A 13,659-nucleotide genomic window follows, 5' to 3' on the forward strand; every position below is an offset into this window, starting at 1 on the left:
CCCTCGTGAGCGCCCTGAGGAGGCATCACTCATGCGCGGGCATTTCCCGTTAAAGATGGCGGTCGGAGCGACCGCCATAATGTTGTTGGCGGCAGGCTGCGGTAGTGGCGGCGATGACGAGAGTTCGGCGGCGGACGCCGTGGTCTCGATCGGCATCGGCGAGCCCCAGCACCTGATCCCCTCCAACACGACCGAGTCCAACGGTGCCGAGGTGCTCGCAGCACTCTTCAGCCCGCTGGTGGACTTCGACGCCGACAACAAGCCGTACCTGGTTGCCGCCGAGTCGGTCGAGTCGACCGACAACAAGGTCTGGACGGTCAAGCTGAAGGACGGCTACACCTTCCACAACGGTGAGAAGGTGACCGCCGACAGCTACATCAACGCCTGGAACCACGGCGCCTACGGCCCGAACGGCAACGGCGGCTCCTACTTCTTCGAGCGGATCGAGGGCTACAAGGACCTGCAGTCCGAGGACCCGGACGGCGACGGCCCGAAGAAGGCTCCGGACCCGGCGGCGAAGACCATGTCCGGCCTGAAGAAGGTCGACGACCAGACCTTCACGGTCACGCTGAGCGAGCCTTTCTCCGGCTGGCGCTCGGTCATGGGCTACACCGTCTTCTACCCGCTGCCGAACGCCGCGTTCGCCTCGGAGGGCGTGCTCAAGGAGGAGTACGAGCAGGCTCCGATCGGCAACGGTCCGTTCAAGATGAAGGGCACCTGGCAGCACGACTCGAAGATCGAGGTCGAGCGCTACGACGCCTACCCGGGCGACAAGCCGAAGGTCGGCGGGGTCACCTACAAGATCTACCAGGAGCAGACCGCCCAGTACGCCGACCTGATGGGTGGCGCCCTGGACGTGGTGACCCAGATTCCGATCGAGAACCTGGCCACCGCCCCGGCCGACCTCGGTGACCGCTTCAAGACCGGCCCGAACTCGGTGTTCCAGTTCGTCGGCTTCCCGACCTTCCTCCCGCAGTACTCGAAGGTCGAGGTCCGCAAGGCGATCTCGATGGCGATCAACCGCAAGGAGATCACCGACAACATCTTCCGCGGCGCGCAGAGCCCGGCGGCGGCGTTCGTCTCCCCGGCGGTGGCCGGCTACCGCGAGAACAGCTGCGGCGAGGCCTGCACCTACGACCCGGCCAAGGCCAAGGCGGCCTACGAGGCCGCGGGCGGCCCGAAGCAGATCAAGATCACGTACAACGCTGACGGTGGCCACAAGGCCTGGGTCGACGCGACCTGCAACCAGCTCAAGGCCAACCTGGGCGTCGACTGCGTCGGCGTCGGCGAGCCGAAGTTCGCCGACCTGCTCACCAAGGTCGAGAAGAAGGAAGACGTCGGCCTGATCCGGCTCGGCTGGATCATGGACTACCCGCTGATGGAGAACTACCTCGGCCCGCTGTTCAGCACCAACGGCTCGTCGAACTACTACGGTTACAGCAACCCGGAGTTCGACAACCTGGTCAAGCAGGGTTCGGCCGCGCCGACCGAGGAAGAGGCCATCAAGCTCTGGCAGCAGGCCGAGGACATCCTCGTCCGCGACATGCCGGTGATCCCGCTGCGGTTCGGCCAGAACGTCTACGGCCACTCCGAGCGGGTCAAGAACGTCGAACTTGACAAGTTCCAGAAGGTCGAGCTCCTCAAGATCGAGGCGACGAGCTGACCTGACTGCTCCAGCGACCGGACGGTCCGGTCCCACCCAGCCTGGGTCGGACCGGACCGTCCGTCGCAGCCTCACCGGCCCGGTGACCGGGGACCGGTGAGGCTGCGGTCGCGCTACCGTGCGCATCACGGTCTGCTGCCCAGCAGGCAGTCACCGATGCTCGTCTCTAAGGACTTGAGATATGTTCCGCTACTTCGTGCGGCGCGTGCTGCAAGGGGTCCTGACGTTCTTCGGGGCCACCTTCATCGTGTACGCGCTGATGTTCGCCAACCAGGACGACCCGCTCCAGGCTCTGGTGGGTGAGCGGCCGGTGCCGGAGAACGTCCGGCAGGCGCTCACCGAAAGGTACCATCTGGACGACCCGCTCCTCGTCCAATATGGCCACTACATCCGTGGCCTGCTGACCGGGGACTTCGGCATCTCGCTCACCAACCGGCCGATCAGCGAGATGATGCAGCAGGCCTGGCCGGTCACCATCCGGCTGGCGGTCTACGCGATCATCATCTCGGCCCTGGTCGCCGTCACCGCCGGTGTCATCTCCGGGATCCGCCGTGGCGGGATCTTCGACACCAGCACGCTGATGATCACGCTGGTCCTGCTCTCGCTGCCGATCGTGGTGCTGGCCCCGCTGGCCCAGCTCGTCTTCGGGGTGCAGTTGAAGTGGTTCCCGGCGACAGCCGGCGGCGAACCCGGGTTCTATCAACTCCTCCTGCCGGCGCTCGTGCTGAGCGCTCTGGTGATCGCCACCCAGATCCGGGTGACCCGTGCCGCGGTGGCGGAGAACCTCCGCTCGGACTACGTCCGTACCGCCCGGGCCAAGGGACTGGCGAACCGCCGGGTGATCGGCGTACACGTCTTGCGCAACTCGCTGATCCCGGTCATCACGCTGATCGGTGTCGACCTGGGCAACCTGATGGCCGGAGCGATCGTCACCGAGGGTGTGTTCAACATCCCGGGCGTCGGTTTCAACCTGTTCCGCGGGATCCGGACCGAGGACGGCCCGCTGGTGGTCGGCTTCGTCAGCATCCTGGTGATCGTCTTCCTGGTGGTCAACCTGGTCGTCGATCTGTTGTACGCGGTACTCGACCCGAGGATCCGCTATGAGTGAGCGAAGCGAACGAATCAACCTGCTCGGTGTGTATGTCTCCTCGGGCCGGCGCCGAGCGCAGCGAGGCGGCGGTACGAGTGAGCGAAGCGAACGAATCAACCTGCTCGGTGTGAAGGTGTCCTCGGGGCGGCGCCGGGCCGGCGAGGCGACGGCACGAGTAAGCGAGGCGTCCGATGAGTAACGTGGAATCCGTCACCCAGGCGGAGGTACCCGACGCCGCCGGTGTGCCGGTGTCGTCGGACGGCGGCCCCGAGAAGTCGCGCAGTCTGACCGGAGACGCCTGGGATGACCTGCGGCACAACTGGGTCTTCTGGTTCGCCGCCGTGCTGGTGGTGCTGGTCGTCGTGATGGCGGCTTTCCCGAGCCTGTTCACCTCGGCCAACCCCGAGGCGTGCGCGCTGTCCCGGCAGCACCAGGGCCCGACCGGCTCGGCCATCTTCGGCTACAACTTCCAGGGCTGCGACGTCTACGCCCGGACGGTCTACGGCGCCCGCAACTCGGTGTTGATCGGGCTCCTCGCGACCGCCATCGCCGGAGTGATCGGCCTGCTCGTGGGCATGACGGCCGGCTACTTCGGCGGCTGGATCGACGCCCTGCTGGCCCGGGGCATCGACATCGTGCTGGGCATCCCCAGTCTGCTCGCGGCGATCGTGCTGGCCCGGCGCCTCTCCTCGGACCCGCAGAACTCGGGTTTCTGGGCGGTGGTCGTCACCCTCGGCGTGCTGACCTGGACCACCGGCGCCCGGATCATGCGATCGTCGGTCATCGCGGCCAAGAGCCAGGACTACGTTGCGGCGGCCCGGATGCTCGGTGCCGGCTCCGGCCGGTTGATGTTCCGGCACATCCTGCCGAACGCGGCGGCGCCGTTCGTGGTGGTGCTGACCATCCTGCTCGGCATCAACATCTCCACCGAGGCCACCCTGACCTTCCTCGGCGTCGGTCTGCGGGGCAACGAGATCTCCTGGGGGGTCGACATCTCGACAGCGGCGCCGTACGTCCGGGAGACGGCCACTCCACTGGTCTGGCCGTCGATCTTCCTGGCGATGACCGTGCTGGCGTTCATCATGCTCGGCGACGCGATCCGCGACGCCTTCGACCCGAGGCTGCGGTGAGCTGACCCATGACCGATATCAAGGCAGAGATCGACGTCCTACCCGGGCTGGACTCGTCCGCCCGGCTGCTGGAGGTCGAGAAGCTCCAGGTCGAGTTCCATACCCAGGTCGGGATCGCCCGCGCGATCAACGGGGTGGACCTGCACCTGGATCCCGGCGAGACGCTGGCCATCCTGGGCGAGTCCGGCTGCGGCAAGTCGGTGACCGCCCAGGCGATCATGGGCATCCTGGACTCGCCACCCGGGTTCATCACCGGAGGTGCGATCCGCTACCGCGGTGTCGACCTGCTCAAGCTTCCCGAGGAGCAGCGCCGCAAGGTGCGGGCCAACCACATCGCGATGATCTTCCAGGACGCGCTCTCCGCGCTGAACCCGGTCTTCTCGGTCGGGTTCCAGCTCGGCGAGCTGTTCCGGGTGCATCGTGGAATGTCCCGGCAGGATGCCCGGAAGCGGTCGATCGAACTGCTCGACCTGGTCAAGATCCCGGCCGCCCGGCAGCGGGTCAACGACTATCCGCACCAGTTCTCCGGCGGCATGCGGCAGCGCGTCATGATCGCGATGGCGCTGGCGCTCGACCCGAAGGTGCTGATCGCGGACGAGCCGACCACCGCGCTGGACGTGACGGTGCAGGCCCAGATCATGAACCTCCTCGCCGAGTTGCGGCGGGAACGGAACATGGGGCTGATCCTGATCACCCACGACATGGGTGTGGTCGCCGACGTGGCCGACCGAATCTCGGTGATGTACGCCGGGAAGGTGGTCGAGGAGGCGCCGGTGCTGGATATCTACGCCCGGCCGGCGCACCCGTACACCAAGGCCCTGCTGGAGTCGATTCCGCGGCTGGACCTCAAGGGCCGGCAGCTCAACGTGATCAAGGGCCTGCCGCCCAACCTGACCCGGATTCCGGGCGGCTGCCCGTTCCACCCGCGGTGCGGGTACGCCCGCGACGCGTGCCTGGCCGACCCGCCCCCGCCGCAGTACCAGGTGGATCCGGTCCGGACGGCGCGGTGCCATTTCTGGACGGAGGTGATCGGCAATGAGCCAGCCGTCAAGTGACGAGGTCGTGCTGGAGACCCAAGGGTTGATCAAGCACTTCCCGATCACCCGCGGCATCGTCTTCCAGAAGAAGGTCGGTGCGGTACGCGCGGTGGATGGGATCGACCTGCAGTTGCGTCGGGGCGAGACCCTCGGCGTGGTGGGCGAGTCCGGCTGCGGCAAGTCGACCCTGGCGAAGCTGCTGGTGGGCCTGGAGAAGCCGACCAGCGGTGCGATCAACGTCCGGGGCCAGGACATGACCCGGCTGACCGGCGGTGCGCTGCGGAGGGCCCGGCGCAACATCCAGATGGTGTTGCAGGATCCGTACACCTCGCTGAACCCGCGGATGACCGTCGGCGACATCATCGGCGAACCCTTCGACATCCACCCGGAGGTCGCCCCGGCCGCCGAGCGGAAGCAGCGGGTTCGGGAGCTGCTGGATCTGGTCGGGTTGAACCCGGAGCACATCAACCGGTATCCGCACCAGTTCTCGGGTGGGCAGCGGCAGCGGATCGGGATCGCCCGGGCACTCGCGCTCAAGCCGGAGATCATCGTCTGTGACGAGCCGGTGTCGGCGTTGGACGTGTCGATCCAGGCCCAGGTGATCAACCTGCTGGAAAGCCTCCAGGACGAGTTGGGGCTGTCGTACATCTTCATCGCGCACGACCTGTCGGTGGTGCGGCACATCGCCGACCGGGTCGCCGTGATGTACCTGGGCAAGATCGTGGAGATCGGCGTCGAGGACGAGATCTACGAGCGGCCGACCCACCCGTACACCCAGGCGCTGCTCTCGGCGGTACCGGTGCCGGACCCGACGCTGCGTGGCCAACGGGACCAGATCGTCCTGGAGGGCGACGTGCCCTCGCCGGCCGACCCGCCGTCGGGCTGCCGGTTCCGCACCCGGTGCTGGAAGGCGCAGGAGATCTGCGCCAGCGAGGAGCCGCCGCTGGTGCGGCGGGAGCATTCGGCGCACCCGAGCGCGTGCCATTTCGCCGAGGAGCGGAACGTGGTGCACGCGGTCGAGTAGACCGGTCAGACGCGGTGGTTTGCCTGACCCGGCCGGCCACCGATGCTAGAAGAACGCCTCCTCAGTGCCCGGGGCGCGGGCCGCCATCCATGCGGCCGCGTCCCGGGCTCGCGTCTGTCCAGGCCAGCCTTGACCGACGACGGGCTGCAGGTGGCCGTCCCCGCCGCGACCGGCCGGCGGAGCGGGCCGGCAGGGGAGTACGGCTCAGAGCGGGCCGCGGCCGGCCCGCAGCAGCAGCAGGGCGAGCTGGGTCCCGTCGGCGCCGAGCGCATCCCGGAACCGGTCCAGGATCTCCCGCTCCCGGGAGAGGACGAGCCGGGTGCCCCCGGAGGCCATCCGGGTCCGGCCGACCTGCTGGGAGAGCGCGGCGCGCTCCTGCCAGAGGGCGATCAGCTCACGGTCGATCTCGTCGATCCGGTCCCGCAGCCCGAGGATGTGTTGCGAGGCGTCCGGCGCGCTCGTCCCGGTCTCGGGATCGGCGCCGTTCGCGGGAAGCTCTGCCACCTCTGCCGCCACCTCTGCCGCCATGGGGTCCTCCTTGCCAGCCAGGTCCCCGGTGCCTGCATCCCGACGCGAAAAGGCCCCGGGCTTCAGGAGCCCGGGGCTTTCGTAGGTCATGTTCAGGCGCGACCCACGGCTGCCGGACTCCCGGAGCCGTAGTAAAAGAAGTAGGCCTGCGCCCGATGGATCACGGGTTGAGTATGCCCAGCCACCGGTGTCTTGGCAAGCGGATCGGCGATGCCGGGGAAGGTGACCTTCGGGAACAATCCGGTCGAGGCGGGTAGTGCCCGGCGGAGGCAGAGGTTGTCTCCCCGCCGGCATAGACTCGCCAGGCGATGCATGCTCTCTTCGAACCCCCGCCGCCCTCCGTCCCGCCGTCCCAGGGCACACCCCGGCACCGGCCGTCCGGTCCCGATCCGCAGGCCCTGCTGGCCGGGCTGAACGGGCCACAGCGGGACGCGGTGACCCACTCCGGGGCACCGCTGCTGATCGTCGCCGGTGCCGGCTCGGGCAAGACCCGGGTGCTGACCCACCGGATCGCCTACCTGCTCGCCGCCCGGGACGTGCACCCGGGGCAGATCATCGCGATCACCTTCACCAACAAGGCGGCCGGGGAGATGAAGGACCGGGTCGCCGCGCTGGTCGGGCCGAGAGCCCGGCTGATGTGGGTGTCGACGTTCCACTCCGCCTGCGTACGCATCCTGCGGGCCGAGCACGAGCACGCCGGCCTGAAGTCGACGTTCTCGATCTACGACGCCGACGACTCGCGCCGGCTGATGCAGTTGGTCACCCGGGAACTGGACCTCGACCCGAAGCGCTATCCGGCCCGAGGGCTGACCACGCAGGTCTCGAACCTGAAGAACGAGCTGGTCGACCCGGAGACCTTCGCCGCCCGGGCGAAGGGGCCGAACGAGCGGGCGCTGGCCGAGGCGTACACGCTCTACCAGCGGCGGCTGACCGAGGCGCACGCGCTCGACTTCGACGATCTGATCATGACGACTGTGCACCTGCTCCAGTCGCATCCGCACGTCGCGGAGAGCTACCGCCGCCGGTTCCGGCACGTCCTGGTCGACGAATACCAGGACACCAACGCCGCGCAGTACACGCTGGTCAAGGAGCTGGTCGGCGGCACACCCGGGGTCGAGCCGGCCGAGCTCTGCGTCGTCGGCGACGCCGACCAGTCGATCTACGCGTTCCGCGGCGCCACCATCCGGAACATCCTCGAGTTCGAGCGGGACTTCACCGACGCCCGGACCATCCTGCTCGAACAGAACTACCGCTCCACCCAGACGATCCTCAACGCCGCCAACGCGGTGATCGAGCGCAACAGCTCCCGCAAGCCGAAGCGGCTGTGGAGCGAGGAGGGGGCGGGGGAGCAGATCGTCGGTTACGTCGCCGACACCGAGCACGCCGAGGCGGACTGGGTGGGCAGGGAGATCGACCGGCTCTGTGACGCCGGTGCGGCCCGCCCCGGCGACGTGGCGGTCTTCTACCGCACCAACGCGCAGTCCCGGGTCTTCGAAGAGGTCTTCATCCGGGTCGGGCTCCCCTACAAGGTGGTCGGCGGGGTCCGGTTCTACGAGCGCAAGGAGGTCCGGGACGCCCTGGCCTACCTCCGCGCCGTGGTCAACGACGACGACACGGTGAGCATCCGGCGGATCCTCAACACCCCGCGGCGGGGCATCGGCGACCGGGCCGAGGCCTGTGTGGAGGCACTCGCCACCCGGGACCGGATCTCGTTCGGCGCCGCGCTGCGCCGGGCCGCCGAGGCGCCCGGCATCTCCACCCGGTCGGCCAACGCGATCGCCGAGTTCGTCAGCCTGCTCGACGGGCTGCGGGAGCTGGCCGGCACCGCCCTGCCGGAGGAGGTGCTGGAGGCGGTGCTGACCCGCTCGGGCTACCTCGGCGAGCTGGAGGAGAGCCTCGACCCGCAGGACGCCGGCCGGGTGGAGAACCTCCAGGAACTGGTCAGCGTCGCCCGGGAGTACACCGAACGGGTGGAGGCGCTGGCCGACGAGGGCGGCACCGGTGCCACCCTGGCCGGCTTCCTGGAGCAGGTCGCGCTGGTCGCCGACGCCGACCAGGTGCCGTCGGACGACCCCGACCACCAGGGCGTGGTGACCCTGATGACCCTGCACACCGCCAAGGGGCTGGAGTTCCCGGTGGTCTTCCTGACCGGGCTGGAGGACGGCGTCTTCCCGCACCTGCGGGCGCTGGGCGACAACCGGGAGCTGGAGGAGGAGCGCCGGCTGGCGTACGTCGGGATCACCCGGGCCCGCAAGCGGCTCTACCTGTCCCGGGCGGTGACCCGGTCGGCCTGGGGGCAGCCGTCCTACAACCCGCCGTCCCGGTTCGTCGACGAGTTGCCGGGCGACCTGGTCCGCTGGGAGCGCACCGGGGCCGCCTACACCTCCTGGTCCGGGAGCGGCGGCGGGGTGGGCGGCAGGTCCGGCGCCGAGGAACGGTCCGGCGCCTATCGGGGCGGCGGCTTCTCCGGGGGTACGCCGAAGGCGGCCCAGCTCGCCTCCCGGCTCGGCATCGACGGCAGCCGGCTCAGCACCGCGAGCGAGTTGAAGCAGCCGCCCAAGGTCGCGGTCGGGGACCGGGTCAACCACCAGCGCTACGGTCTCGGCCGGGTGCTGGCGGTCGAGGGACACGGCTCCGCTGCCCGGGCACAGATCGACTTCGGTGACCAGACGCTCTGGCTGGTGCTCCGGCACGCGCCGCTCGACAAGCTCTGAGCGCCGCCGGCTGCCGGCTCAGCAGCCCAGATCCACCCCGCGGGCCCGCATCCACGGTGCCGGGTCGACCTGGTTCCACAGCCCGTCGTGCACCTCGAAGTGCAGGTGTGGGCCGGTGGAGTCACCGGTGGAACCCTCGTACCCGATCACCTGGCCGGGCTTGACCCGCTGCCCGACGCTGACCACGGTCCGACTCTGGTGGGCGTAGTGGGTGAGCCAGCCGTCGCCGTGGTCGACGACCACCGAGATGCCGTACCCGGCGAAGGCCCAGCCGGCGTCGACCACCGTGCCGGCCCCGGCGGCCCGGATCGGGGTCTCGGCCGGCATCGCCAGATCGATGCCGGCGTGCATCGTTCCCCAGCGCATCCCGTAGCAGGACGTGACGGCGGCGGCCGGCATCGGGTGGACCCAGGCGGCCGCCTTCCGGCTCGCGGTCGGGCTGGCCGCCTTCGCGGAGGTGCTGCTCCGGTTCGGCGCCGCGGTCGGCGGTCGGGTGGTCGCGGTGGCGCCCGGCGTGGGTGTCGCGGTCGGCGTCGGGGAGGTCGTCGGGGTGGCGACCGGTTCCCGGGCGGACCGGTCGGCACGCTGCCCGGCGGCGGCCCGGGCCGACTCCTCGGCGGCCACCGACACCCGGTCGGTGGAGCGGTCGCCGCCGACGGCCACCGCCGTCACCGTGCCGGCCACGGCGAGGCCGAGCAGTGCGACGAGCCCGGGTACGAGGTACCGGCTCCGGCCGGCGATCCGGTGCCGGGCGACGCCGGAGCCTCCGGTACGCCGGCTCGGGGCGGGCCCGGCGGCCCGGTCCTCGGTCGTCTCGGGCTGGTTCGGCTCGGTCTCCGGCACGACGGATCCCTTCTGGCTGGGGTACGGACCCGGAGATGGTGGCCGGAGTGGTGCCGCCGGGCTGGCAGCGGGTTGCCGACACCGACGGCGGGCGGACGCCTGCAGCGGCGTTATGCCGGAAATCCACCTGGATGGCGCCGGACACGCACGACTCGGCTGTGCCGTCGATCACATCCGTGGATGTGGCGCAGGAAACTTTGTCGTACGTCGGAGAAAAGAAAACCGCCCGACCGGCATCGATCGGGCGGCAAAGCGGCGTTACGCGTGGTCAGGAGGCGGCCACGCCAGCATATGGGTCGTCCACCTTGAGTTGGATGTCCACTTTCCGGTCCCGGAGGTAGGGGATCGGGTCGGTCGGCTTGCCATTGACATGAAGCTCGAGGTGCAGGTGCGAGCCGTAGGCGTGGCCGGTGTTGCCGACCAGGCCGAGCTGATCGCCGGCCTTGACCTCCTGCCCCTCGCTGACCAGAAGCTTCGACGAGTGCCCGTAGATGGACTCGGTGCCGTCGGCGTGCTGGACGATCACGCAGTAGCCGTACCCGCCGAACCAGCCGGCCTTGGTCACCGTGCCCGCGTGCACCGCGTTGAACGGGGTCCCCTCGGGGGCGGCCAGGTCGATGCCGGCGTGCAGCTTGTTCCACTTCATCCCGTAGGGCGAGGTGAAGCTGTAGTTTTCGAGCGGAAGCAGCCAGACGTCGGGGGCGGCGGCCAGGGTGGAGGCGAGCCCGTCCCCCTGGTCGCTGCGGGACGCGGGCGGCTGCTGGGCGTCGGCGGCCCGCGCGCTCAGGTCCTCGCTGGTGGCGGCGGCCTTCTCCAGGTCCGCCAGCGCGGAGGGGCTGACCGCCTTGGCGTCCGGCAGTGCTCCCGCGCCGAGCGCGACGACGCCGGCTCCGACGAACGCGGTGGTGACGACGGCGGCGTAGCGACTGCGCGGGGGTGTGGGGACGCGACGTCGCCCTCGATAGCGATCGGGCTCAGACGACAGGCGCTGGCGCACGCACACCCTCCGTTGTCGGGTCAGTGTTGCGACCGTGACCGATGTTCGACCATCGGGATGAACTCCGGTTGACCGCGTTGTCGCCCGGTCATGGACCTGATGACAACCGTGGGCCACGGTAACCAACCCCTAGGCGCGCCACAAGTCGCAGCGCCAGATTGCCGGCGCACTGTGCGGTTGTGCGTCATGGAATGCCATATCTCGTAACCTTTTGCGATCGCTCTCGTTAGTAGCGCTCAGTAACTTTCGGGCTAGCAACGTGTCATCGATCCGACTCGTGGCGGAACCTGCGCGGGCGGACCCCTAGGGGTATGGCCCGGGCGACTGCCTGGGCTCGTCACCCGGCTCGTCCCCACCTCGTCACCCGGTCGGCCGTCACCCACCTTGTCGCCCGGTCGGCCGTCACCCACCCTGTCGCCCGGCTCGTTGCCCGGGTGAGTTCCCGGGCAGCCGTCCGCCGGGTTACCGTTCGTTAAGGTAACTCTGGCCGGTGTCCAGGAAAGGTGTTGCGCTGATGAGTTCTCGGATCCGGGTGGTCGTTGCCAAGCCTGGCCTGGATGGGCACGACCGGGGGGCGAAGGTGGTCGCCCGGGCCCTGCGAGATGCCGGTATGGAGGTCATCTACACCGGACTGCACCAGACGCCCGAGCAGATCGTCGAGACGGCGATCCAGGAGGACGCCGACGCGATCGGCCTGTCGGTGCTCTCCGGGGCCCACATGACGCTCTTCCGCCGGGTGCTGGAACTGCTCGCCGAGCGGGACGCGGCCGACCTGGTCGTCTTCGGCGGCGGGATCATCCCGGACGCGGACATCCCCGAACTGGAGCGGCTCGGGGTGGCGAAGATCTTCACCCCGGGCGCCACCACCGGCGCGATCGTGGAGTGGGTCCGGACCAACGTGGGTCAACCGGTCGTCGGCTGATCGCCGGCTGTCCGCCCACCCTCGTCGCCGGACCGTTCGTCGCACCGTAGCCCGGGCGCACCGGAAATGGGGGAGAGGCCGGACGCACCCCTCACACGTCCGGCCTCTCTATGCGCGATGCCCCGCCGCCACCCCTCGACCGACAGGGCATCGGCCGCTTCCGTCATCGCGCCCCCCAGCGCTCCGACATCAGACTCAACGAGGTCCCTTACCCGGGGTTACGCCGACCGGGGAATCTTTTCCCGGCCACGCCCGACCAGTCGGGCCGGGCCAACCGGCGCCCCGCTGCCGCCTTATCCCACCCGGGCGTTCTACTGTCGCGTTATCGCACACGGGACACCTGGCTGTCGCGTTATCGCACACGGGCACCTTGCTGTGCGTTATCGCACATCGAGCACCCACGTGAATGCCGGGCGTGGTCACCTCGCTAGGCTGCGGCCGATGGCCTGTTCGTGCCTACAGCAGGCTCAAACTCATTCACACGCTGGCGGCGGTGCGACGGCGCGCCGCGGAGACGGGACGGGGCGCGCAATCGTGGACCTGTACGAATACCAGGGGCGTGAGCTGTTCGAACGGCACGGGCTGCCCGTGCTGGCCGGCGGCGTCGCGACGACCCCGGAGGAGGCCCGCGCGATCGCCGAGCGCCTCGGCGGCCGGGTGGTCGTCAAGGCTCAGGTCAAGGTCGGCGGCCGGGGCAAGGCAGGCGGCGTCAAGCTCGCCGAGGGGCCGGACGAGGCGGTGGCCCGCTCCACCGACATCCTCGGCATGGACATCAAGGGCCACACGGTCAACAAGGTCATGATCACTGTGACCGCCGACATCGCCGAGGAGTACTACTTCTCCTACCTGCTCGACCGCGCGAACCGCACCTTCCTCTGCATCGCCAGCGTGGCCGGCGGGATGGACATCGAGCAGGTGGCCGCCGAGACGCCGGAGCGGGTCGCGAAGGTCGCCATCGACGCCAACGTCGGGGTCGACGAGGCCAGGGCGCGCGAGATCGTCGAGGCCGCCGGTTTTCCGACCGAGCTGACCGAGCAGATCGTGCCGATCGCCGTACGCCTGTGGCAGGCCTTCGTGGCCGAGGACGCCACCCTGGTCGAGGTAAACCCGCTGGCCCGGACGGTCGACGGCAAGGTGCTCTGCCTCGACGCGAAGGTCTCGCTCGACGAGAACGCCGGCTTCCGGCACCCCGACCACGAGGCGCTGGTCGACCAGGCCGCGGTGGACCCGCTGGAGCAGCGGGCCAAGGAGAAGGACCTCAACTACGTCAAGCTGGACGGCGAGGTCGGCATCATCGGCAACGGCGCCGGCCTGGTGATGTCCACCCTCGACGTGGTGGCGTACGCGGGCGAGCCGCACGGCGTCAAGCCGGCGAACTTCCTCGACATCGGCGGTGGCGCGAGCGCGGCGGTGATGGCGAACGGGCTGGAGATCGTACTCTCCGACCCGTCGGTGCGCAGCGTCTTCGTCAACGTCTTCGGCGGCATCACCGCCTGCGACGAGATCGCCAACGGCATCATCCAGGCGCTGGCCCTGCTCGCCGAGCGCGGCGAGGCGGTCGAGAAGCCCCTCGTCGTACGCCTCGACGGCAACAACGCGGAGGCCGGGCGGGCCATTCTCGACGGCGCCGCGAACCCGCTGGTCCAGCGGGTGGACACCATGGACGGCGCGGCCCAGCGGGCCGCCGAGCTCGCGGCTGCGGGGGTCTGAG

Annotated in this window: 11 protein-coding genes; 8 read left to right on the forward strand and 3 right to left on the reverse strand. The window is 69.5% G+C overall.

Going from position 1 to position 13,659, the window contains the following annotated elements; genetic code table 11:
* Positions 1 to 31 precede the first annotated feature (31 nt).
* The 5 genes from EV371_RS11655 to EV371_RS11675 all read left to right on the forward strand — a co-directional run bounded on the left by EV371_RS11655 (position 32) and on the right by EV371_RS11675 (position 5,944).
* Complete coding sequence (locus EV371_RS11655) at positions 32 to 1,663, forward strand: ABC transporter substrate-binding protein (protein WP_486484576.1); 1,632 nt, start codon at positions 32 to 34, stop codon at positions 1,661 to 1,663.
* 181 nt (positions 1,664 to 1,844) lie between these two features.
* The gene (locus EV371_RS11660) at positions 1,845 to 2,771 is read left to right on the forward strand and encodes an ABC transporter permease subunit (protein ID WP_130462051.1); all 927 of its coding nucleotides are present in this window, start codon (positions 1,845 to 1,847) and stop codon (positions 2,769 to 2,771) included.
* A gap of 173 nt (positions 2,772 to 2,944) precedes the next feature.
* Complete coding sequence (locus tag EV371_RS11665; protein ID WP_130462052.1) at positions 2,945 to 3,883, forward strand: ABC transporter permease subunit; 939 nt, start codon at positions 2,945 to 2,947, stop codon at positions 3,881 to 3,883.
* Positions 3,884 to 3,891: 8 nt separating this feature from the next.
* Positions 3,892 to 4,938 (forward strand): oligopeptide/dipeptide ABC transporter ATP-binding protein, encoded by a 1,047-nt coding sequence (locus tag EV371_RS11670; RefSeq protein ID WP_130462053.1) that lies wholly within the window; start codon positions 3,892 to 3,894, stop codon positions 4,936 to 4,938.
* Entirely contained in the window at positions 4,919 to 5,944 is a 1,026-nt protein-coding gene (locus EV371_RS11675) for a dipeptide ABC transporter ATP-binding protein (protein WP_130462054.1), read from the forward strand. The genes EV371_RS11670 and EV371_RS11675 overlap by 20 nt, the downstream gene beginning before the upstream one ends.
* Before the next feature lie 204 nt (positions 5,945 to 6,148).
* On the opposite strand, the gene EV371_RS11680 is transcribed toward EV371_RS11675, so the two are convergent.
* The gene (locus tag EV371_RS11680; protein WP_130462055.1) at positions 6,149 to 6,472 is read right to left on the reverse strand and encodes a chorismate mutase; all 324 of its coding nucleotides are present in this window, start codon (positions 6,470 to 6,472) and stop codon (positions 6,149 to 6,151) included.
* 308 nt (positions 6,473 to 6,780) lie between these two features.
* Here EV371_RS11680 and pcrA point away from each other — a divergent pair, with 308 nt between their 5' ends.
* Positions 6,781 to 9,186: a DNA helicase PcrA gene (gene pcrA / locus EV371_RS11685; protein ID WP_130462056.1), complete on the forward strand. Its 2,406-nt coding sequence runs from the start codon at positions 6,781 to 6,783 to the stop codon at positions 9,184 to 9,186.
* 18 nt (positions 9,187 to 9,204) lie between these two features.
* Here pcrA and EV371_RS11690 read toward each other — a convergent pair whose 3' ends face one another.
* The gene (locus EV371_RS11690; protein WP_486484933.1) at positions 9,205 to 9,927 is read right to left on the reverse strand and encodes a M23 family metallopeptidase; all 723 of its coding nucleotides are present in this window, start codon (positions 9,925 to 9,927) and stop codon (positions 9,205 to 9,207) included.
* A 370-nt stretch (positions 9,928 to 10,297) separates the two neighbouring features.
* The gene (locus EV371_RS11695) at positions 10,298 to 11,026 is read right to left on the reverse strand and encodes a peptidoglycan DD-metalloendopeptidase family protein (RefSeq protein WP_130462058.1); all 729 of its coding nucleotides are present in this window, start codon (positions 11,024 to 11,026) and stop codon (positions 10,298 to 10,300) included.
* A gap of 514 nt (positions 11,027 to 11,540) precedes the next feature.
* Here EV371_RS11695 and icmB point away from each other — a divergent pair.
* Together icmB and sucC are read left to right on the forward strand one after the other, a co-directional pair.
* Complete coding sequence (icmB, locus tag EV371_RS11700; RefSeq protein ID WP_130462059.1) at positions 11,541 to 11,948, forward strand: coenzyme B12-dependent isobutyryl CoA mutase small subunit; 408 nt, start codon at positions 11,541 to 11,543, stop codon at positions 11,946 to 11,948.
* Between the two features lie 534 nt (positions 11,949 to 12,482).
* Positions 12,483 to 13,658 carry an ADP-forming succinate--CoA ligase subunit beta gene (gene sucC / locus EV371_RS11705; RefSeq protein ID WP_130462060.1) on the forward strand — a complete coding sequence of 392 codons (1,176 nt, stop codon included), beginning with the start codon at positions 12,483 to 12,485 and terminating at the stop codon, positions 13,656 to 13,658.
* Position 13,659 lies beyond the last annotated feature (1 nt).

This window comes from Plantactinospora sp. CNZ321, assembly GCF_004217235.1.